Source organism: Hyphomicrobium sp., assembly GCF_051860585.1.
Lineage (GTDB): Bacteria > Pseudomonadota > Alphaproteobacteria > Rhizobiales > Hyphomicrobiaceae > Hyphomicrobium_C.
On record NZ_JBHYDS010000014.1, the window covers coordinates 1 to 19,862 of the forward strand.

19 protein-coding genes are annotated in these 19,862 nt (G+C 64.7%); 7 read left to right on the forward strand and 12 right to left on the reverse strand.

Translation table 11 applies throughout. The features are described 5' to 3' along the window. Positions 1-257 precede the first annotated feature (257 nt). Complete coding sequence (locus ACTIFK_RS17455) at positions 258-1,235, reverse strand: NADPH:quinone oxidoreductase family protein (RefSeq protein WP_439544289.1); 978 nt, start codon at positions 1,233-1,235, stop codon at positions 258-260. Between the two features lie 208 nt (positions 1,236-1,443). Here ACTIFK_RS17455 and ACTIFK_RS17460 point away from each other — a divergent pair, with 208 nt between their 5' ends. Both ACTIFK_RS17460 and ACTIFK_RS17465 read left to right on the forward strand, forming a co-directional pair. After that, positions 1,444-2,001: an RNA methyltransferase gene (locus ACTIFK_RS17460; protein WP_439544290.1), complete on the forward strand. Its 558-nt coding sequence runs from the start codon at positions 1,444-1,446 to the stop codon at positions 1,999-2,001. Positions 2,002-2,080: 79 nt separating this feature from the next. Beyond that, positions 2,081-2,620: an invasion associated locus B family protein gene (locus ACTIFK_RS17465; RefSeq protein ID WP_439544291.1), complete on the forward strand. Its 540-nt coding sequence runs from the start codon at positions 2,081-2,083 to the stop codon at positions 2,618-2,620. Between the two features lie 28 nt (positions 2,621-2,648). Here the strand turns inward: ACTIFK_RS17465 and ACTIFK_RS17470 are convergent, their stop codons facing one another. The 3 genes from ACTIFK_RS17470 to ACTIFK_RS17480 are packed head-to-tail and all read right to left on the reverse strand — an operon-like array spanning position 2,649 to position 5,182. Then, positions 2,649-3,269 carry a Smr/MutS family protein gene (locus ACTIFK_RS17470; protein WP_439544292.1) on the reverse strand — a complete coding sequence of 207 codons (621 nt, stop codon included), beginning with the start codon at positions 3,267-3,269 and terminating at the stop codon, positions 2,649-2,651. Then, positions 3,266-4,366, reverse strand: a complete 1,101-nt coding sequence (gene mltA, locus ACTIFK_RS17475) for a murein transglycosylase A (protein ID WP_439544293.1) — start codon at positions 4,364-4,366, stop codon at positions 3,266-3,268. Before mltA ends, ACTIFK_RS17470 begins: the two co-directional genes overlap by 4 nt. A 57-nt stretch (positions 4,367-4,423) precedes the next feature. Next, entirely contained in the window at positions 4,424-5,182 is a 759-nt protein-coding gene (locus ACTIFK_RS17480) for a Tim44/TimA family putative adaptor protein (protein ID WP_439544294.1), read from the reverse strand. Positions 5,183-5,510: 328 nt separating this feature from the next. Between ACTIFK_RS17480 and secB the strand changes: the two genes are divergently transcribed. Further along, positions 5,511-6,014: a protein-export chaperone SecB gene (gene secB, locus ACTIFK_RS17485; RefSeq protein WP_439544295.1), complete on the forward strand. Its 504-nt coding sequence runs from the start codon at positions 5,511-5,513 to the stop codon at positions 6,012-6,014. Positions 6,015-6,166: 152 nt separating this feature from the next. On the opposite strand, the gene dnaQ is transcribed toward secB, so the two are convergent. The 5 genes from dnaQ to ACTIFK_RS17510 all read right to left on the reverse strand — a co-directional run bounded on the left by dnaQ (position 6,167) and on the right by ACTIFK_RS17510 (position 9,950). Further along, the gene (gene dnaQ / locus ACTIFK_RS17490; RefSeq protein WP_439544358.1) at positions 6,167-6,880 is read right to left on the reverse strand and encodes a DNA polymerase III subunit epsilon; all 714 of its coding nucleotides are present in this window, start codon (positions 6,878-6,880) and stop codon (positions 6,167-6,169) included. A 125-nt stretch (positions 6,881-7,005) separates the two neighbouring features. Further along, positions 7,006-7,620 carry a dephospho-CoA kinase gene (coaE, locus tag ACTIFK_RS17495; protein ID WP_439544359.1) on the reverse strand — a complete coding sequence of 205 codons (615 nt, stop codon included), beginning with the start codon at positions 7,618-7,620 and terminating at the stop codon, positions 7,006-7,008. After that, on the reverse strand, positions 7,620-8,462 hold the full coding sequence (locus ACTIFK_RS17500) for a shikimate dehydrogenase (protein WP_439544296.1): 843 nt from the start codon (positions 8,460-8,462) through the stop codon (positions 7,620-7,622). Before ACTIFK_RS17500 ends, coaE begins: the two co-directional genes overlap by 1 nt. Further along, the gene (locus ACTIFK_RS17505; RefSeq protein ID WP_439544297.1) at positions 8,459-9,082 is read right to left on the reverse strand and encodes a Maf family protein; all 624 of its coding nucleotides are present in this window, start codon (positions 9,080-9,082) and stop codon (positions 8,459-8,461) included. The genes ACTIFK_RS17500 and ACTIFK_RS17505 overlap by 4 nt, the downstream gene beginning before the upstream one ends. Further along, positions 9,072-9,950: a pyruvate, water dikinase regulatory protein gene (locus ACTIFK_RS17510; RefSeq protein WP_439544298.1), complete on the reverse strand. Its 879-nt coding sequence runs from the start codon at positions 9,948-9,950 to the stop codon at positions 9,072-9,074. The genes ACTIFK_RS17505 and ACTIFK_RS17510 overlap by 11 nt, the downstream gene beginning before the upstream one ends. Before the next feature lie 412 nt (positions 9,951-10,362). Here ACTIFK_RS17510 and hemE point away from each other — a divergent pair, with 412 nt between their 5' ends. From hemE to rho, 3 genes are all read left to right on the forward strand, one after another. After that, positions 10,363-11,430 carry a uroporphyrinogen decarboxylase gene (hemE, locus tag ACTIFK_RS17515; protein WP_439544299.1) on the forward strand — a complete coding sequence of 356 codons (1,068 nt, stop codon included), beginning with the start codon at positions 10,363-10,365 and terminating at the stop codon, positions 11,428-11,430. Between the two features lie 130 nt (positions 11,431-11,560). Then, positions 11,561-12,091 (forward strand): protoporphyrinogen oxidase HemJ, encoded by a 531-nt coding sequence (gene hemJ, locus ACTIFK_RS17520; RefSeq protein ID WP_439544300.1) that lies wholly within the window; start codon positions 11,561-11,563, stop codon positions 12,089-12,091. Positions 12,092-12,309: 218 nt separating this feature from the next. After that, positions 12,310-13,575, forward strand: a complete 1,266-nt coding sequence (gene rho, locus ACTIFK_RS17525; RefSeq protein ID WP_291153227.1) for a transcription termination factor Rho — start codon at positions 12,310-12,312, stop codon at positions 13,573-13,575. Positions 13,576-13,672: 97 nt separating this feature from the next. Here the strand turns inward: rho and ACTIFK_RS17530 are convergent, their stop codons facing one another. From ACTIFK_RS17530 to ACTIFK_RS17540, 3 genes are all read right to left on the reverse strand, one after another. Next, on the reverse strand, positions 13,673-14,632 hold the full coding sequence (locus tag ACTIFK_RS17530) for a sterol desaturase family protein (protein WP_439544301.1): 960 nt from the start codon (positions 14,630-14,632) through the stop codon (positions 13,673-13,675). A 339-nt stretch (positions 14,633-14,971) separates the two neighbouring features. Then, on the reverse strand, positions 14,972-15,916 hold the full coding sequence (locus tag ACTIFK_RS17535; protein WP_439544302.1) for a sterol desaturase family protein: 945 nt from the start codon (positions 15,914-15,916) through the stop codon (positions 14,972-14,974). A 112-nt stretch (positions 15,917-16,028) separates the two neighbouring features. Next, entirely contained in the window at positions 16,029-18,065 is a 2,037-nt protein-coding gene (locus tag ACTIFK_RS17540; protein ID WP_439544303.1) for a thioredoxin domain-containing protein, read from the reverse strand. A 114-nt stretch (positions 18,066-18,179) separates the two neighbouring features. Here ACTIFK_RS17540 and mnmE point away from each other — a divergent pair, with 114 nt between their 5' ends. After that, complete coding sequence (gene mnmE / locus ACTIFK_RS17545) at positions 18,180-19,529, forward strand: tRNA uridine-5-carboxymethylaminomethyl(34) synthesis GTPase MnmE (RefSeq protein ID WP_439544304.1); 1,350 nt, start codon at positions 18,180-18,182, stop codon at positions 19,527-19,529. The last annotated feature ends 333 nt before the right edge of the window (positions 19,530-19,862 follow it).

Sequence of the window (19,862 nt, forward strand, 5' to 3'; positions counted from 1 at the left end):
CTGGACGTAGGGCTTTCCCATCGCAACACCTCGCCGACAAGGTGTTGCACTTCGTTTGTGAACTCAGGGGATCCACGCAAGCTGCCGCGATTGAGACGTGGGCGACGATCACCCGACGTTTGACCTGCGGAGACTTGCGTGGGTGCCGGCCTCCGCCGGCATGACGTAAAGTGGCAGTCCCCACTGCCAACAAGTGTGGCTACGCCACAACGTTGGCATGAAGGACACCTCTGGAAGGCGGCGCACGAGGGTGCAAACTACCGAAGCGTGACGACGATCTTGCCGGCGGCTTCGCGGCGGTCGATGACGCCTATGGCTTCGCGAATCTCGGCCAGCGGATACGTCGCCTGAATGCGCGGCGCGAGCTTCCCTTCCGATACCCAGCGCAGGACGTCGATCATGTTGGCTCGATGACCGGCGGGATCGCGCTTGACGGCCTCGCCCCAGAACACGCCGATGGCGTCGGCGCCCTTCAGCATCAGAAGATTGAGCGGCAGTTTCGGAATGTCGCCGGCGGCGAAGCCGACGACGAGGAATCGGCCCTGCCAGGCGAGCGCGCGGACGGCGGGCTCGGCATATTTGCCGCCGACGCAATCGTAGACCACGTCGACGCCGCGGCCACCGGTCAGCGCCTTCAGCGTTTCTTTCAGGTCGACGGCGTCGTAGTTGACCAGGTCGTCGGCGCCGAGAGCGCGGCAGACCTCGAGCTTGTCGTCCGACGCCGCCGCGGCGATGACGCGCGCCCCCATCGCCTTGGCGATCTCGATGGCGGCCTGGCCAGCGCCGCCCGACGCGCCGAGGATGGCGACCGTCTCTCCGGCCTTCACGCGTCCGCGGTCCTTGAGGCCGTGGATGGCGGTGCCGAACGTGACGCTGACGGCGGAGGCCACCTCATCCGACACGGAGTCCGGGACCGGAATCAGGCTCTCCGCGCTCACCACAACCTTCTCGCGCGCGCCCCCATAGCCGAGCGCCGCGGCGACGCGATCGCCGACGCTGACGCCCGTCACGCCAGCGCCAAGGCTCTCGACGACGCCCGCGATTTCACCCGACGGAGAAAACGGCAGCGCCGGCTTGGTCTGGTATTTTCCCCGCGTGATGAGGGTATCGAAGAAGTTGAGCGCCGCGGCATGGACGCGCACGACGACCTCGCCAGCGCCCGCTGCGGGCTCGGGAATCTCCTCCACCACCACGGCCTCGGGGCCATCGAGGCTCTTGCAAAGTGCCGCCTTCATGTGTGACCTCCCGGGACGTAAGTGCCTTCCTGCTCTCCGAGCGAACCCGGTGCGCGAAGTCCGCCAAGGTCTCTAGAGCGTTTTCCGATCCGATGAAATCGAATCGAACGCTCTAGCTTTTTGTTTTCTCGCATTTTCTGACGACGACCCGGTATCCACTCGTCGGAAAATGCTCTAGCCGGAGTGCCGCCATCATGCGAGCCCCTTCATGACGTCCCCAGCCTGGCCTCCCAAATCGCGCGGCTATTTCGCCATCGGCGCCGAACGCTCGTCGAAAGCGCTGAACCTCGGCAACCTGATGCGATCGGCGCATGCCTTCGGCGCCAGCTTCACGTTCACGATCGGGGCGCAGTATCAGGCGCTCGAAGCCCGCGCCGACACCTCGAAAGGGCATTGGCACCTGCCGCACTACAACTGGACCGCGACCGGCGACATGGTGTTGCCAAAGGGCTGCAAACTCGTCGGTATCGAGCTTCTCGACGACGCCGTGGCGCTGCCGAGTTTTCGCCATCCCCTGCAGGCGGCTTATGTTCTCGGGCCGGAGCGCGGGTCGTTGTCGGACGATTTGCTCGCGCGCTGCGATTTTACCGTCAAGATCCCGACCAGCTTTTGCGTCAATGTCGCGATGGCGGGGGCCATCGTCATGTACGACCGCGTAAAAAGCATGGCGCCATTCGCCGATCGTCCGATTTCCGAGGGCGGACCGGCGGCGGAAGGAGGGGCCGTCCGCGCCGACGGACACCGGAAAGGGCGCACCGAGGGGTAAGGCCGCCCAACGGGTGACAAATTAACCAAGCAGCACGTATAAAGAACCAGATTCGCCAGAAGGGGACTGTCGAACTTCCATGAAGCCAATTCGCATTCTGCCGTTCGCCGTCATCCCGTGCGCCGTCGCGGGCCTCGCGTTCGTCTGGGCCGCACCTCTCTCAGCGCAGGCCCTCGCGCAGGGCGCCGTTGAGATGAAGAAGTTCGGCGATTGGATCGTGCATCAGAACAACGGCGAGGGGTCCAAGATCTGCTTTGCGGCCACGCTGCCCAAATCGAAAGAGCCGGCCACCGCCAACCGCGCCAAAATCGTCTTCTATATTTCGGCGTGGCCCAAGGACGGCGTGAAGTCCGAGATCTCCATCAAGCTCGGCTATCCGATCAAGCCGAACTCGCCCATCGCCGTCAGCGTGGGCGAGGATGAATTCGAACTCTTCGCGCAGGACGATCGCGCCTACGTGGCGGACGCCACGCAGGAACTCAAGATGATCGAATCCATGAAGAAGGGTCCGAAGCTGGTCGTGAAGGCGACGTCCGCGCGCGGCACGCAGACGGTCGACACCTATTCGCTCAAGGGCTTAGGACAAGCGCTGCAGGCGATCGCGGCGGCCTGCCCTTAATCGTTCATTCGGTGATTTAGCGCGCTGCTCAGCGGACCTTCTCGGGGTTGCGGAGCTGGACGTAGAGCGCGCCCTCGCCGCCGTGCGAGATCGCGGCTGACGTGAAGCTCACGACGATAGCGCGCAGCTCCGGCTCCGACAGCCACATCGGCACATTCTTCTTCAGGACGCCGCGCTCCGCGACGCCGAACATGTCGTCATCGTCGCGCGGGCGGCGCGGTCCGCCCTTGCCGGTGATGACCAGCACCCAGCGCTGGCCCTTCCGAAAAGCCGAATGCAAAAAGCTCCTGAGCGCACCATGCGCCTCGTGCTGGCGCATGCCGTGAAGGTCGATGCGCGCCTCGATCTCGAAATGCCCCTGGCGCAACTTGCGCGCCGCTTTGCGATCGAACGTGCTCAGCGACGGCGCAGTCGTTTCGGAGGCGCGCGGCGGTGTCGGCAAGGGCTTGGCCGCGGGCTTCGACGGCATCGCCTTCGCTGCCTTCCCGTCGGTGAGAAACGGCGAAATGCTGTCGAGATCGGGCATGTCGGCGAGGTGGCGGTCCTTGCGCACCTTGAGCGGCTGCAGCGAGGACGCCGTGTGCTCCCACAGCGCTTCATCCTCCTTGCTGAGGTGGCGGCGCCGCGGCTTGGACGGCGGCTTGCTCACAAGGGACCGCCAGCGGAGGCCATCAGCACGACAAACTGTCCGGCATGCTTGGTCGTGCCGGCCAACCGGCCGGCCTCGTCGCCGGAGCCGTAATAGATATCGCCGCGCTCGGGTCCGCGGATCGCGGAGCCGACATCCTGCGCGATCATGAGGCGGGAGAAGCTCTCGTCCGCGGCCCAAGGCGCGAGATCCGGCGCCGTCACGAACACCGGCGTGCCGAGGGCGTGAAAGGCCGTGTCGACCGCGAGACTGCGCCCCGGCGACAATGGAATTTCGAGGGCGCCGAGCGGGCCGTCGTCCTCGTGCGCGAGTTCGCGGAAGAAGACGAACGAGCGGTTCTCCTGCATCATTCCGCTGCCGCGCGCGGCATCGGCCGACAGCCAGCCCTTCAACGCGCCGAGCGTCATGTCGTCGGCCGTGAAGTGCCCGGCGTCGATCAGAACGCGGCCGACGGACGTATAGGGATGCCCGTTCTTGCCGTCATAGGTGATGCGGATCGTCGTGTCGTCCGGCAAGCGGATGCGGCCGGACCCCTGGATGTGCATGAAGAACGTATCGACAGGGTCGGACAGCCAGACCAGTTCGAGGCATTGGCCTGCGAGCAATCCCGCTTCGATTTCGGCGCGCGTCGCGTAGGGCTCGGTGCCGTCCGCGGTCTTGCGCGCGTGCGTGAGGCCGCCGGCAAGCGCGCCGCGTTCGGCCTCGGCGACGAGGTTCACGAGATCGGGCGGGCGGCGATAGACGGGGATCTGGTAGGTGCCGCCGCGCCCGCGGGAGCCCGGCAGAACTGGCTCATAGTAGCCGGTCAGCAAACCGGGTGTGCGGTCATGGACGATGCGGTGGGGGGTAAAGTTCGCTTCGAAGAACGCTTTGGCGGCCGCGGGCGTCGCGATGTTCGATGCGTCCTGCCGCGCGCGCTGTGCCGCCGCGATCAAGGGAGCGCCTGCGACGCAAGTCTTGCCGCTGGAGGCGCTCGCTCGCGCGATCGCATCTGCCGATTTCAGGAACGCGCGAAAGGCGGCCAGATGATCGTCCGTGTCCCAGCCTGGGAGCGACGCATAGCACACCGCCGCGAATGCGATGTCTTGTCCTGCCACCTCAGATGTGCGGGCTCCAAGGGGCATGGATCAGCGGCCAATGTGCGGGGGCGTCGACTAGTTCGGCGCCTGCGTGCCGACGAGCTTCCAGTTCAGGTTCCGCCGCGCGTCCTTCGTCGAGATGTCGCGCGAGAAGGTCCAGATGTCGGTCACGTCCTTGATGCGGGTCTCGTCGCCGTCGATGACGGTGCCCTTGTTGTCCCGCGTGGCGGTGATGAGCTGGCTGATGAAGCGCACCGTGATGCTGGCGATGCCCTTCGCGTTGACCTCGGCTTCGAGAATATCGGCCTTGTTGATGCCGACGAAGCTCTGATCGATGACCTCGCCCTTCTGCTCGCGCTCGGCGATGGCGCGCGTGAAGCTGTCGAGCACGTCGGCGCTCAGGAGATCGCGCAACATGCGGCGATTGCCTTCCGCGAAGGCGGTGACGATCATCTCGTAGGCCTGCTTGGCGCCGCGCAGAAAACCGTCGGGATCGAACTTGCTGTCCAGCGCCAGGATGCTCATGAGGCGCGTCGCGAGCGCGGTATCCTCGCCGGCGAACGATTTGATGCGCGCCTCGACCTCGGCCACCGTCACAGACGTATCGACCGGCTCGACATCACGATCGCGGTCCCGATCACGCCGCGGCAGGGCCACGACCTTGTCCGACTGGGAGCCGGGAGCCGTCTTCGGCATGCTCGCCTCGCGCCGGCGCTTTTCGAGCCGGGCGTCGTCGTCTCCGGTTCTTTTGCCCAGGACGCTCCTGAGCTTAACGATTGCGATCACGGCAATGACGAGGGAGAGAAGCGTGAGAAGATTGATTTCGCCATTCATCGTCAGCAGCTTCCCGGCAAGGCCCGCGCAAACGGGGCGTTTGCCCTGATGTAAGATCGCTAGTGAGGTTCGTCCAGGCTTGGAACTCCCAGGAGAACGGGCGTGCCCGTCGGGAGTGACCTGATCATGCTCGGTAACTTAGGCCACAACGAGGGAGAAGCCAATATTCTTGCTATGGGCTTTCACAGTGCCTTGATCGGGTCATTGGCCGATTGCGTGCTTGCCCTTCGCCGTGATAGCCACGGCTTCCCTTCAACAATCCGGGGGCGCGGGCCGGCTGTTTGATCCTGCCCGCAGCGACCATGGAAACGCCCAGGGCTGATGCGCGATGGCTGACGAAAACGACCTTGACTCCGAGGCTGGCCAATCCGGCGAAAAGCGCACCCGGCAGATCGAAGCCCAGGTCGTCGGCCAGTTCATCAAGGATCTCTCGTTCGAGAACCCGAACGTCGAAAAGTTTCTGTCGGCGCCGAGCGATGCCCCGAACATCAAGCTCGAGATCAACGTCGCGGCCAAGCGGATCCAGGAAGAGCTGTTCGAGAGCGCCATCGACTTCAAGGCGACCGCCGCCGTCAAAGAGGGCACGATCTACCATCTCGAAATCGTCTATGCCGGCATCTTCCGGCTCAAGGGCGTGCCCAACGAGATGCTCGAGCCGTTCCTCGTCATCAACTGCCCGACACTGATTTTCCCGTTCCTGCGCCGCCTCGTGGCCGACCTGACGCGGGAAGGCGGCTATCCGCCGCTGCTGCTCGACCCGATCGATTTCGCGCAGCTCTACATGCGGCGCAAAAACGAGATGGCCGAGGCGGGACAGAAGACGGTCAACTAGGGTCGACCACGCGCGGCACCCAGCTGCCATCTCTGCGGGACTATCGAGATCGCTCGGGCTTGGCGGGCTTGCGTGGGTCCCGGCCGTCCAGGCGAAGCATGGCTCCGCAATGACGCCGGGATGACGGAGTGGAGGGAGACCCGCCCCAATCTTTATAGGCTGTCGGCCGGTGCGAAGAAGCGCTTCCAGAGCGCTTTGGGACCAAGTGTTTCGATGAATGCACGGTGGGCCGCCATGATTTCGTCGGTAATCCGTGGCGGCAAAGGGACCGGGCGCGGACCGCGAACGGCGGCGCGGCCTGCGTCTCCGCGAGCCCGCAAGCGGCTTCTCTCGGTGCTGAGCCCCAGGTTGCCCTGCCGCTCGCCCAGAAGCTCGACATAGACCTCAGCCAGTAGCAGCGAGTCCATCAAGGCGCCGTGCTTGATGCGCTTCGAGTTGTCGATGCCATAGCGCTTGCAGAGCGCATCGAGGCTGTTGGGGCCGGCCGGGTGCTTGCGCCGCGCGAGCTGAAGCGTGTCCACGACGCGGCTCATCGACAGCGCCGGGCCAGCCAGACGCTCCAGCTCGGCATTCAGGAAGCCGACGTCGAACACCGCGTTGTGAATGACCAGCGTGTCGCCCGCGATGAACTCCAGGAACGCGTCAGCCACCTCGGTGAACAGCGGCTTGTCGAGCAGGAATGCCGTCGAGAGGCCGTGTACGGCTTCGGCCTCGGCGGGAACGTTGCGTTCGGGGTTGATGAACTGATGGTATTCGCGGCCGGTCGGGATGCGGTTGACGAGCTCGATGCAGCCGATTTCGATCAGCCGATCGCCTCTGCGGGGATCGAGGCCGGTCGTTTCCGTATCGAGCACGATCTCGCGCAGCATTGATGTCTCTCAGACTTTGGGGAACCAAGACTCGGGGACCAAGTCTCGGGAAAGCGCGATGCGGACGCGCACTCTGGGATCGTGCACCGCTACTCGGGTGCTCTGCGTGCTGAAGCTTCGGCTCAGCGCCAATGGCGTGCGTAGGCTTCGGCGGGACGCGACTGCAGTGCATCCAGGATACTATCGACCTGGGCCTCGCTGTCGGCCAGCGTGCCCCCGGTGTCCACAACAAAGTCGGCGCGCAGGCGCTTTTCGTGATCGGGCAGTTGCCGCGCGAGCAGGGTATCGAGGCGCGCAGCCGTCATGCCCGGCCGGGCGAGCACACGTTGGCGCTGGATCTCGGCGGGCGCGGAGACGACCACGACCTGATCGACCTGGGCATCGAGGCCGGTTTCATAGAGCAGTGGAATTTCGAGAACCGCGATGCGGCCGCCCTTTTCATGGTTCTCATAGAGAAACATCTGTTCGGCGCGGCGCACGAGCGGGTGGACGATCTCCTCCAGCATGCGAAAGCGCGCCGGATCGTGTGCGAGGCTGGCGGCGAGCTTGGCGCGGTCGACGCGGCCGTCGATGGTCGTGCCGGGAAACGCCGCTTCGACTTTCTCAACCGCGTCGCCCTCATACAGGCGGTGGACCTCCTGGTCGGCATCGAACACCGGCACGCCGCGGACCCGCAGCATCGCCGCGATGGCGGACTTGCCCATGCCGATGGAACCGGTGAGGCCGACGATCCGCATCACGCGCCCTCGATGTCGGCGGCAATGCGCTCATAAAGCTCGTCCGTCACCTCGGGGCGCACGCCGAACCATTTTTCGAAGCCAGGAACGGCCTGGTGCAGCAACATGCCGAGCCCATCGACGGTGCGCAGGCCGTGGCGGCGTGCTTCCCGGATCAGGCCGGTGTCGAGCGGCGCATAGACGATATCGGAGACTATGCAATCGGGGTGGAAGTCCGTGAAATCGAGGCCGAGCGAACCTTCGCCCTTGAGGCCGACGGACGTCGTGTTGACCAGCACGGAGGCCTCGGTCGAGGCCTGCGAACGCTGCTCCCACGGCATCACCTTGATGCGCGGCCCGAACGTTTGCGCCAGCGCCTCGGCGCGATTTTCCGAGCGATTGAACAGGCGGATCTCCGGTACGCCAGCTTCGAGAAAGCCGTGAATGATGGCGCGCGCCGCGCCGCCCGCGCCGAGGATCGACACCGGAGCGTCGCGGCGGTTCCAGTCCTCCGCTTCAAGGCCGAGGTAGGTCATATAGCCGTAGGTGTCGGTGTTCGACGCGCAGAGTTGGCCGTTCTCGAGCCACAGCGTGTTGGCCGCGCCGACGGCGGTCGCGGAGGCGTCGCGCTCGTCGACCAGGCGGAACGCGGTTTCCTTGAACGGGATGGTGACGTTGCAGCCGGACAGCCCCTCGCTGGCCAGAGACGCGAGGAACGTCTCGATGGTGTCCGGCGGGACGGCGCGCTTGGTGTAGCGGCCGTCGATCTTGTAGCGCTCGAGCCAATACCCGTGGATCGCGGGAGAGCGCGAGTGCTCGATCGGCCAGCCGATAACGCAAGCCTTCTTCATAACCTGCTTCATGACACCAGCACCTTGCGGCGATGCAGCTCGCCGAGCAGCGGCAGCAACGGCAGACCCAGGATGGTCGCGTGCGCGCCGTCAACGGTTTCGAAGAGCTGGATGGCCGGCCCTTCGATCTGATAGGCGCCGACGGAGGTCAGCACCACGTCGCCCACCTTCGCGAGATAGGCATCGAGCGCGGCGTCGCTGAACGCGCGCATCGTCAGATGGGCGGCTTCGACGTGGCGCCAGAGCGCTTCTCCGTCCCGGGCCAGGGAGGCGCAGGAATAGAGCGTGTGTGTTTTGCCGCTTAGCGACCTGAGGATTTCGCGCGCCTCCGGCATCGACGCCGCCTTTTCGAGCAGGCGGCCTTCGAAGGACAGCACCTGATCGCCGCCAATGACGAACGCGCCGGCATGGCGCGCGCTGACGACGGCGGCCTTGGCGCCGGCCAGACGCTCCGCAACCTGGCTGTGCGATCCGCCCGCCGCGATCACGTCATCGCGAATCTCGGCTTCGTCGACATCGGCGGGATCCACTGTGAAATCGAGCCCCGCGGCTTCGAGCATGGCGCGCCGCGTCGCGCTGCCGGACGCCAGCACCACGTTTGCGTGCCGATCTCCACTCGCGTCAGTCGCCATGGGTCGGCTCCGGCGGTACGATTTCGGAGTCGGCCTCGCTCTCGCCCGCATCCCGATCCTGCATGAGACGGATGATCGTCGCGGCCGTTTCCTCAACCGAGCGGCGCGTGACGTCGATCACCGGCCAGCCGTGCTTGGCGCAGAGCTTGCGGGTGTAGGTGATCTCGGCCGCGATCCGGCTGCGGTCGACATAATCATCAAGGTCGCGGTCGGCCAGCAGCAGCGCGCGGTTGCGGCGGACTTCGGCGATGCGGTCCGGGCTCGCAATCAGACAGACGACGAACGCGGAATGCTGGCTCGCGATCTGCTCGGGAAACGGCAGCGACGGCACGAGCGGCACGTTCGCCGTCTTGTATCCGCGCTGGGAGAGATAGATGCTCGTCGGTGTTTTCGAGGTGCGCGAAATGCCGAGCAGGATGATGTCGGCATCGTTCAGGTCGTCCGGCAGGCGGCCGTCGTCATGCGCCATCGTGAAATTCAGCGCGTCGATGCGGCGGAAATAGTCCGCGTCGAGCACATGCTGGCCGGCGACGCGCGGCGTCTTCGGCGCGCCGAGATACGATTCGAACACCTGCATGATCGGTTGCAGCACCGCCAGGCACGGCACCTTCAGCTCTTTGCACTTGAGCTCGAGCGCGGCGATCAGGTCCAGGTTGACGATCGTATAGAGCACGATGCCCGGCGCCTGCTCGATCTCCTGCAGCACGCGCTTCAGCTGGCGCGCGTTGCGGACCAACGGATGCACATGCTCGATCGGCCGGATCTGCGCGTATTGCACCGACGCCGCCTTGGCGATGGTGGTCAGCGTCTCACCCGTAGAATCCGACACGAGGTGGAGGTGGAAATAGCTCGGCTGGCTGTGGGCCATCTGTGGATCAGAAGCCTTATATTCGGTGCGTCACCCTCGGGGTTGCACCTGCCGTGGGTAAGGTGTGCTGGTTGTCCACCGAGATACCCCTATTAGACGCGATGTGAAGCAAATTTCTGTGGCGCAGCGTTTCCCCGTGGACTGCATCATCGTCGACAGGCTACTGCGGCCAATCCACAAGGCGTCCCCAGGGGCGATGTTCGAGAGGCAGGCGACAAGCTGTTGACTCGCATGGCCTCCGCCGGGCCTAGTGGCGCCCGATCCAACGACACCCCAGATCTCGCGCTTGGTTTGCCCAGCGCTTGAGAGGCTTGGGACAGCTTGGGGAGAACGGCGCAATGCCCAATATCCCCAGCCCTAATAACAATAACAATAATCTTAAGATTCTTAGTCTTTTATTGAAGGGAAGATCATGAGCGAGAGAGGACAGGCCGGGGCAGGCTCGGCGGTCGAGAAGAGATTTCTGGCGCCGTTCCGTGGTCAGACGCTCGACGTGCCCCCGATCTGGCTCATGCGGCAGGCGGGGCGGTATCTGCCCGAGTATCGCGCGACGCGCGCCGAGGCCGGGAGCTTTCTCAAGCTTTGCTACAACCCGAAGCTCGCAGCCGAAGTGACGCTGCAGCCGATCCGGCGCTTTGGGTTCGATGCGGCTATTCTGTTCGCGGATATTCTGATCGTGCCGGATGCGCTGGGGCAAGGCGTGCGGTTCGAGGAAGGTGAGGGGCCCCGGCTCGATCCGGTCCGCTCGGTTGCGGATCTCGGCCGGCTCGATCTCAAGGGCACGTCGGAGAAATTCGATATCATCGCCGAAACGGTGCAGCGCCTGCGGCAGGATCTGCCGCGCGAGACGGCGCTGATCGGCTTTTGCGGCGCGCCGTGGACGGTCGCGACCTACATGGTCCAGGGGCAGGGTTCGGCCGACCAGGCGGAAGCGCGGCTGTGGGCGTATCGCGATCCCGAAGGTTTCGACCAGCTGATCGATCTGCTGACGGCGGCGTCGATCGATTATCTCGATCGCCAGGTCAAGGCGGGCGCGGATTGCCTTCAGATTTTCGATACTTGGGCCGGTTCACTGCCGGATGACGAGTTCGACCGCTGGGTCGTGGCGCCGACCCGGACGATCCGCGAGGCGCTGAAGGACATGCACCCGGACATTCCGGTGATCGGGTTTCCGCGCGGCGCCGGTGCAACGGCGGTCTGGTACGTCTCGGAAACGGGCGTCAACGGCATCGGCTGCGATACGGCGACGCCGCCGTTCGTGATGAGCGAGGCCTTCGACGAGGAGGACGTGGTCATCCAGGGCAACCTGGATCCGCTGCTGCTGGTGGCCGGCGGGGCGCGGCTCGACGAGCGGGTGGACGAAATCCTGGATCTCATGCGCGACAAGAGATTCATATTCAACTTGGGGCATGGAATCGTGCCACAAACGCCGCCCGAGCATGTGGCGCGGCTGGTCGAGCGCGTCCGGGGAAAGAGCTAGGTATTTCCCCTCCCCCTCGTGGGGAGGGGTTAGGGGTGGGCGCTCCCGACGGCTGACGTTCTGGAATCCCCCTCTCCTAGCCTCCCCCACAAGGGGGGAGGGATAGCGTTGTATGGAGGCAATCGGTCCCATGGCTGAGACAGGACAGGTGGACGGTTCGCCCGGCAAACGGGCGGCGATTGCGCTCGCGTCGGTGGCGGTGCTGTGCCTCGTCATCGGTGTTTTGGCGGGACCGCAGACCTACAACTGGCTCAAGGCCGTGCACGTGATCGCCGTCATTTCGTGGATGGCGGGGATGCTCTACCTGCCGCGGCTGTTTATCTACCACTGCGGTGCAACTCCGGGATCAGAGCTGTCCGAGACGCTCAAGGTCATGGAGCAGCGGTTGCTCGCGATCATCATGACGCCTGCCATGGCGGCGACCTGGGTGCTCGGTCTCTGGCTGGTCTGGCAGGGCGGGTATCTCACGTCCGGCTGGATGCACGCCAAGTTCGCCCTGGTGTTCGCGATGTCAGGCGTTCATGGTTTCTTCTCGGCCTCGGCCCGCCGGTTCGCCGAAGACCGCAACACGGTGCCGGCGTCGCGCTGGCGGCTCTGGAACGAGGTTCCGACCGCGCTCATGATCTTCATTGTTATCCTCGTGATCGTGAAACCGTTTTAAAGGTCTTGCGTTTCGCTGGTAACGCTTTCGCTGACGAGATTCGTTTGCTATAGAGGGAAGGATCGAATCGACCCCTGGTCTCTCCGGCCGGGATGTTGGCTGCAAGGCGCACTGCGCTCCGGCCAACCGGCTATCCAGCCACCTCTCACAATTCCCCACCTTTCTGGCTACCGGCGACCCCTTTTCCCCCCTTCGCCGTGGCTGCTATGGAGCGGTTCATGACCGAAATGAAGCTCGAGGACCTCAAGCTTAAGTCCCCCACCGAGCTGTTGAGCTTCGCCGAAGAAGTCGGCGTCGAAAATGCCAGCACGTTGCGCAAGCAGGAACTGATGTTCGCGACCCTGAAGCAGCTTGCTGCCAAAGAGGTCGACATCACGGGTATCGGCGTGGTCGAAGTTCTGCAGGACGGGTTCGGATTTCTCCGCTCTCCGGATGCGAACTATCTGCCCGGCCCGGACGACATCTACATCTCGCCTTCGCAGATCCGCCGCTTCGCACTTCGCACGGGCGATACCGTCGAAGGGCAGATCAGAAGCCCGAAGGACGGCGAACGTTACTTCGCTCTTCTCAAGGTCAACCGGATCAATTTCGAAGATCCCGAGGCCACAAAGCACAAGATCCACTTCGATAACCTGACGCCGCTCTATCCGACGAGCTGGCTCAAGATGGAAATCGAAGATCCCACCATCCGGGATCTTTCCGCCCGCGTCATCGACATCGTCGTTCCGCTCGGCAAAGGCCAGCGCGCTCTGATCGTGGCGCCGCCGCGCACCGGTAAAACGGTGCTGCTCCAGAACATCGCCCATTCGATCACCGCCAACCATCCCGAGTGCTACCTCATCGTGCTGCTGATCGACGAGCGGCCCGAGGAAGTGACCGACATGCAGCGCTCGGTGAAGGGCGAGGTGATTTCCTCGACCTTCGACGAGCCGGCCTCGCGCCACGTGCAGGTTTCGGAAATGGTGATCGAGAAGGCCAAGCGCCTGGTCGAGCACAAGCGCGACGTGGTGATCCTGCTCGACAGCATCACGCGCCTCGGCCGCGCCTATAACACCGTCGTGCCATCGTCCGGCAAGGTGTTGACGGGCGGCGTTGATTCCAACGCGCTGCAGCGTCCCAAGCGCTTCTTCGGTGCGGCCCGCAACATCGAAGAGGGCGGCTCGCTGACCATCATCGCCACGGCGCTCGTCGATACGGGCAGCCGCATGGACGAAGTCATTTTCGAAGAGTTCAAGGGCACGGGCAACTCGGAAATCATTCTCGACCGCAAGGTCTCCGACAAGCGCGTCTTCCCGTCGATCGACGTGGCGCGCTCCGGCACGCGCAAGGAAGATCTGCTGGTGCCGAAGGATCAGCTCAAGAAGGTCTACGTGCTGCGGCGCATTCTCAATCCGATGGGGACGATGGACGCCATCGAATTCCTCTTGGACAAGCTGCGCTCGACCAAGACCAACGGCGAGTTCTTCCAGTCGATGAACACCTAGACGCTCGCTTCCGCCGCAATCAAAAAGGGCCGCCAGATCATGGCGGCCCTTTTTCGTGGCTCATCCATCGGCCAGAACCGGCGCAGCTGGCGGCGGCTCAGCGTGCGGACGGGACCGATCCGCGGGCCGGCTCCCGGCGCGTGTCGGGCTGTGGCTTTGCGGCCGGCGGCACGTAGGGCGTGCCCGGCTTGTAGCGGAACGGGAAGGCCAAGTGTTCGAGGTAGGACGTTGGGAACTGCGGGACATCGTCGATGCCCATGTCGTTGGCGGTGATGGGGCGCGGCGGCTCCGCCCGGAAGGTGCCGAACATGCGGTCCCACAGGGTCAGGAACAGGCCGAAGTTGACGTCGCCTTCCTTGCCCCAATTGACGTGGTGGAGGTGGTGGATCTTGCCGATCGAGACGTGGTTGCGCAGTGGGCCGAGGGCGGCGTCGACATTCGAATGCTGGACGATGAGCTGCACGGAAATGACGAAGCCCAGGAGCGTCGCGACCTCGACCGGCATGCCGGCAATCGCCATCGGCGCGGTGCCGAGCGCCATGTCGAGCGCCTGGTGGAGCGGGTGGCGGACGAGCCCGTTGAACCCGTAGAGCCGCGAGACTCCATGATGGACCGCGTGCAGCTTCCAGAGCGTCGCGTAGCGATGGCTCAGGTAGTGGATGAACGTGAACATGAAGTCGGCGATCAGGAGCGCCATCGCGAGCTGGGCGAGCAGCGGCCACTCGCGGGGCCAGAGGCCGATCAACCCGCCGGGCTTGATGCTGAACAGCCAAGCGATGAACGGAATCATGAGCACACCGGTCAGGCTCGTGCCCTCGTAGACGATGGTGTGCCAGATGTTGGTCTGCTCGTCGCCGTGGGAGTGGTTCCACTCTTCATGGAACGGCAGGGCGCGTTCGGCGATGTGCGAGGTGGCGAAGGCGAGGGCCAGCAACGGGGCGAGCCAGGCGTAGGAATGGCCGTTGGCGACGACGTAGTACGCCGCGCCGTTCAAGCCGATCACCATGAACGGAAAATACGCGTAGCGAACGACCGTTTGCCAAAGTCCAGGTTGCATCTCAGCCTCAAAACGTCGTTGACGTCATCGGTTTCTAAGCGGGGATCCAAGGAACGCGCATGTGCAAAGTCCATTGCTGGTAAATGGTTACAAACGTTTCCCTAGCGGTAACGCCCGACAGATCAATTTGATCCGAAACAGCCGCTTGCTTCGCTGGGCTAAGATGTCGCACGTGGCGTTGGTATCGTCCGACCACGAACATCCTTGCGCGTGTACTGTTGACGTGCGCCGACGCCTCTGCGGATCACTCAGAACTACTCTCAGACATCAGATTTATTTCTCGCGGCGCACCGCATTCATTTCATGGCGGGGCCGAATGGCGAGGCCGGCGGACAGTGCTCAGGTCCTACTGGAAGGAGAGGGGGAACCGGCTGTCCGGTGTTGTAACGGCGCATACGGGGTTTCGGTACCAGGGCGATAGAGACGCGGGAACGCGAGGTGGGCGCTGTAGGCGGTGGGGAACTCCGGGACTTCGTCGATTCCCAGGTCATTGGCGCGGATCGGGCGGGGCGGCTCGGGTGCGAATGTGCCCAGAAGGCGGTCCCATAGGGTCGAGAACAGGCCGAAGTTGACGTCGCCTTCCTTGCCCCAGTTGACGTGGTGCAGGTGATGGACCTTGCCGATGGAGACGTGGTTGCGGAACGGCCCGAGCGCGGCATCGACGTTCGAGTGCTGCACGATGAGTTGTATGGAAATGACGAAGCCGAGCAGGGCCGCGACATGGACGGGCATGCCAGCCAGCGCCATCGGCGCCGATCCCACGGCCATATCGAGCGCTTGATGCAGCGGGTGGCGGACGAGGCCGTTGAAGCCGTACAGCCGGGAAACACCATGATGGACCGCATGCAGGCGCCAGAGCCAGCTGTAGCGGTGGCTGAAATAGTGCACCATCGTGAAGGTGAAGTCGGTGACGACGAGGGCGATGGCGAGTTGCGCCCACACCGGCCATTCCCGCGGCCAAAGGCCGATCAGCGTGCCCGGCGTGATGTTCAGCACCCACGCCACGAGCGGGATCATCAGAATCCCGGTGGCGCTCGTGCTCTCATAGACGATGGTGTGCCAGATGTTGGCCTGGTCGTCGCCGTGGCCGTGGTTCCATTCCTCGTGTACTGGCAAAATGCGTTCGGCCGCGAAGGCTGTCGCGAAGGCGACAGCGAGCAGGGCCGGCAGCCATAGGTAGGAATGCCCATGGGAGACGGAGTAGTAAGCGGCGCCGTTCAGCCCCAAGATCATGAATGGAATGTACGCATACCGAACGATTGCGCGCAGTGCGTTGGGCATCATCGAGAACCCCGTTACCCGATCCGAGAGTGTAGGCTCCGCCGGGCGGCTCAGGCGTGACTTCAGCAGCCGTTGGTAAATTCAGTCTGCGTCACATCGATTCTGTTTGCTTAGGTTATGCTCCCTCGGTAGTCGAGCGCAATTCGACAATGAGGTTTCGGAGTGCCTCCGCGGATGTGACTGGGAGAGCACACTCGGGACCGATGCAGACATACGCCGTGGGCTTGCCGTCGATTGGCGATTTGCCGTCCAGGGCGGCGATCGGAGGCGAGGAGGCGGCCGGCGTCACGGTCAATTCGGCGGCGCCCGGCATCGACAGGGCGTACAGCTGCTTCAGCAACTCGTGGTTGTTCTCTTCGCCGCTCGCCACGACGATGAGTTGCGGCGACAAGAGGTCCATCGAGGCGGCGAGCAGGCCGGTGTGGGCGGCGAGGTTCTGGGCCATGTCGGACGCGAATGCGCGCGCGATGGCCTCGGCGCGTTGCTGATACGTCTGGTTGCCGGTCAGGAGACTTAGCAAGGCCAGGTTGGAGAGCATGACGGCATTCGCGGACGGAGTGGCGTCGTCGCTGCCGGGCTTGAGGCGAACGATCACATCGTGCGTATCGTCGGCGGCCGTGAAGTAGCCGCCGGTGTCGTCGTCCCAGAAGTGCGTGTCCAAGACCCTGGCCCAACCCTCCGCCGTCTCGAGGTAGGCGCTTTCGCCCGTCGCCTGGAACAAACGCAGCGCCGCCCAGATCATGTTGGCGTAATCGCTCGCCGTCGCGGGTGCACGACCTTGGCCGTGACGCACCGAGTGCACGAGGCGGCTCGAGACCGTCATCGTTTTCTCGACAAAGGTGAAGGCTGATTTCGCCATCGTCACCCAGGGTGCACGATCGAAGACGACACCGGCACGGGCGAGCGCGGCAATCATCAGCCCGTTCCAATCGGCGAGCACCTTGTCGTCCCAGCCGGGGCGGACGCGTTTGGCGCGGGCATCGAGAAGCTTGGCCCGCATGCCGGCGAGTTCCTTCTCTTTCCCGGGGGTGTCCAATCCCTTCGCCTTGAGGCGGTTCAGGATCGTGTGCCCCTCCCAGTTTCCGTCGGGGCTCACGTCGTAGGCGGCGGCAAACACCGCGGCCTGTTCCGCTCCGAGCACGGCTTCGATCTCGGCGGCCGACCACACGTAGAAGCGGCCTTCCTCGCCTTCCGAATCCGCGTCGAGCGCGGACGCGAAGCCGCCGCCCTCGACCACCATCTCGCGGGCGAGCCAGTCGACCGTCTCGGCGACGCGTGCTTCAAGCAGCGGGCTTTGGGTTTCGCGCCAGACCTCCGTCATCAGGTCGATCAGCAGCGCGTTGTCGTAAAGCATCTTCTCGAAGTGAGGGGCGAGCCAGAACTCGTCCACCGAATAGCGCGCGAAGCCGCCGCCGAGGTGATCGTAGATGCCGCCCTGGCAGATGCGCTCGAGGGTCTTGACCACGGCCGCCTTGGCCGGCTGCTCGCTATAGCGGATGGCGCCGCGCCAGAGGAGCCAGAAGAAGCTCCATTGCGGAAACTTGGGTGTACCCGTGATGCCGCCATGGATGGGATCGACCACCCGCGCCAGGCGCTGGGTGATCTCACGCAACAGGGAATGGGTGACGGACGTTTCTGCATCCGTCACCGACCGCTGCTTGAGAGCGTGCACGATCGCCTCGGCATTGCCCGCGACCTTCTCCGGCTCCTGGCGGTAGATGTTCGAGATGCGCATCAGCACATCAACGAACGGCGGCCGGCCGTAGGCGCCCTGCTTCGGGAAATAGGTGCCGCCCCAGAAGGGGCGCGCATCGGCGTCGAGGAACATGGTCAGCGGCCAGCCGCCTTGCTGGCCAAGCCGATGGAGCGCGCCCATGTAGATGGCATCGATGTCGGGCCGCTCTTCGCGGTCGACTTTGATGTTCACGAACAGGTCGTTCATGACCGCCGCCGTGGCTTCGTCCTCGAAGCTCTCGTGCGCCATGACGTGGCACCAGTGGCAGGCGGAGTAGCCGACCGACAGCAGGATGGGTTTGCCGGTCCGCTTCGCTTCCGCCAGCGCCTCCGGTCCCCAGGCCCACCAGTGGACCGGATTGTCCCGGTGCTGGATCAGGTAGGGACTGCTCTCGTCACCGAGGCGGTTGCGGCTCATGGTCGTGTCCTTCGTTTGGCTTTGGGGCCCGTGTCAGGTAAGTCGCGGGTGATGTCTTTGCGTTCCGACGAGACTCCGCTTCCGGCGAGACTTTGCGTTCTGACGAGACCTGCCATGACCGACACCCCCGAGCCAACCATCTTTGCTCTTGCCAGTGCGCCGGGCCGCGCCGGCGTCGCCGTCGTGCGGATCTCGGGAGCCGCTGCCGGGCGGGTGATCGATGCCATGGCCGCGCCGCGGCCCGATCCTCGGCGCGCGAGCGGCCGCTTCATCCGTCATCCCGAAAGCGGTGACAAGCTCGACCGGGGCGTGGTGCTCTGGTTCCCGGCGCCCGCGAGCTTCACCGGCGAGAACGTGGTGGAGCTTCATCTGCACGGCGGACGCGCGGTGGTGGCGGCCGTGCTGTCCGCGCTCGGCCGGTTGCCGGGCCTGCGCATGGCGGAGCCCGGCGAGTTCGCGCGGCGCGCCTTCGAGGCGGGCAAGATCGACCTCGCCGAAGTGGAGGGTCTGGCGGATCTCATCGATGCGGAGACGGACGCGCAGCGGCGTCAGGCTTTGGCGCAGGCCTCGGGAGCGCTGTCCGATCTCTACGACGGCTGGCGCGCGAGCCTGATCGATGCCCTGGCGCTGATCGAAGCCGGTCTCGATTTCGCCGATGAAGGCGATGTCGGCGCGCGCACCTTCACCGAAGCGACATCCGTCATCAAGGTGCTCGCTCAAGCGGTGATCCATCACCTCGAGGACGGTCACCGGGGCGAGATCCTGCGCGACGGGTTCCGCGTGGCGCTCGTCGGCCCGCCCAACGCGGGCAAGTCGAGCCTGCTGAACGCGCTGGCCAAGCGGGATGCGGCCATCGTCTCGGAAGAGGCCGGCACGACGCGGGACGTGATCGAGGTGCGGCTGGATCTCGGCGGGCTGCCGGTGATCGTGTCCGACACGGCGGGGTTTCGCGAAGCGGCCGGAGCCGTGGAACGGGAAGGCATGCGACGCAGCCAGGCGGCGGCCGAGGCAGCCGACCTCGTGCTCTGGCTCACGGACGCGTCGGAGCCGGAGACGGCGTTGCCGCCCGCGCTCGCGCCACTCGCCGAGCGGACGCTGTTGGTGCTCAACAAGACGGATCTCATGGCCGGTGGGGAACCGCCTCCTGCGCTGCCGGACGACATGGTGCCGCTGTCGGTGGCGACGGGTGACGGGCTCGATGCGCTCGTGCGCCGCATCGCGGTGATCGCTTCAGAGCGGATCGGTCACCATGCGGAGCCCGCCCTCACGCAAGTCCGTCACCGGCAGCTCGTCGAAGCCTGCCGGGACAATCTCGAAGCGTTTCTCGCCGGTGCGTCTGAGGACGTCGAGCTGCGCGCCGAGGATCTGCGGCAGGCCGCCGATGCGCTTGGCCGCATCACGGGACGGGTGGATGTCGAGGATGTCCTCGATCAAGTGTTCGGACGCTTCTGCATCGGGAAGTAGGATTCGCGGCTTAGCCGCATTTGTCCGGATGTTGCGGACGCGGCTCGCATGTCGCGCGGCATGCGATGTTTCACGTGAATCCAAAAAGCTGGTCGTTGTTTCGTCGATCTCCCTCTCCCCATCGACTGCTCTGCGATGGGAGGAGGGTTGGGGTGAGGGGCAGACGCTTGCGCCTCGCAGCGACGCCCCCGAACTCCTCTAGGAGCGGTCACGGGCTCAGCGTTCGCTTGGATGCTGTCCGTCACGGCGAGCTTCGATGCCCCTCGACGTCTCCATGGAAGCTGGCCCTCACGATTTCCGCTCACCGTCTAAGGCTGCCCCTCACCCTGACCC

Coding starts and splice junctions, on each gene's coding strand:
- ACTIFK_RS17455 (WP_439544289.1), bottom strand. CDS start 1,235: ATGAAGGCGGCACTTTGCAAGAGCCTCGATGGCCCCGAGGCCGTGGTG.
- ACTIFK_RS17460 (WP_439544290.1), top strand. CDS start 1,444: ATGACGTCCCCAGCCTGGCCTCCCAAATCGCGCGGCTATTTCGCCATC.
- ACTIFK_RS17465 (WP_439544291.1), top strand. CDS start 2,081: ATGAAGCCAATTCGCATTCTGCCGTTCGCCGTCATCCCGTGCGCCGTC.
- ACTIFK_RS17480 (WP_439544294.1), bottom strand. CDS start 5,182: ATGAATGGCGAAATCAATCTTCTCACGCTTCTCTCCCTCGTCATTGCC.
- secB (WP_439544295.1), top strand. CDS start 5,511: ATGGCTGACGAAAACGACCTTGACTCCGAGGCTGGCCAATCCGGCGAA.
- coaE (WP_439544359.1), bottom strand. CDS start 7,620: ATGCGGATCGTCGGCCTCACCGGTTCCATCGGCATGGGCAAGTCCGCC.
- ACTIFK_RS17500 (WP_439544296.1), bottom strand. CDS start 8,462: ATGAAGCAGGTTATGAAGAAGGCTTGCGTTATCGGCTGGCCGATCGAG.
- ACTIFK_RS17505 (WP_439544297.1), bottom strand. CDS start 9,082: ATGGCGACTGACGCGAGTGGAGATCGGCACGCAAACGTGGTGCTGGCG.
- ACTIFK_RS17510 (WP_439544298.1), bottom strand. CDS start 9,950: ATGGCCCACAGCCAGCCGAGCTATTTCCACCTCCACCTCGTGTCGGAT.
- hemE (WP_439544299.1), top strand. CDS start 10,363: ATGAGCGAGAGAGGACAGGCCGGGGCAGGCTCGGCGGTCGAGAAGAGA.
- hemJ (WP_439544300.1), top strand. CDS start 11,561: ATGGCTGAGACAGGACAGGTGGACGGTTCGCCCGGCAAACGGGCGGCG.
- rho (WP_291153227.1), top strand. CDS start 12,310: ATGACCGAAATGAAGCTCGAGGACCTCAAGCTTAAGTCCCCCACCGAG.
- ACTIFK_RS17530 (WP_439544301.1), bottom strand. CDS start 14,632: ATGCAACCTGGACTTTGGCAAACGGTCGTTCGCTACGCGTATTTTCCG.
- ACTIFK_RS17535 (WP_439544302.1), bottom strand. CDS start 15,916: ATGATGCCCAACGCACTGCGCGCAATCGTTCGGTATGCGTACATTCCA.
- ACTIFK_RS17540 (WP_439544303.1), bottom strand. CDS start 18,065: ATGAGCCGCAACCGCCTCGGTGACGAGAGCAGTCCCTACCTGATCCAG.
- mnmE (WP_439544304.1), top strand. CDS start 18,180: ATGACCGACACCCCCGAGCCAACCATCTTTGCTCTTGCCAGTGCGCCG.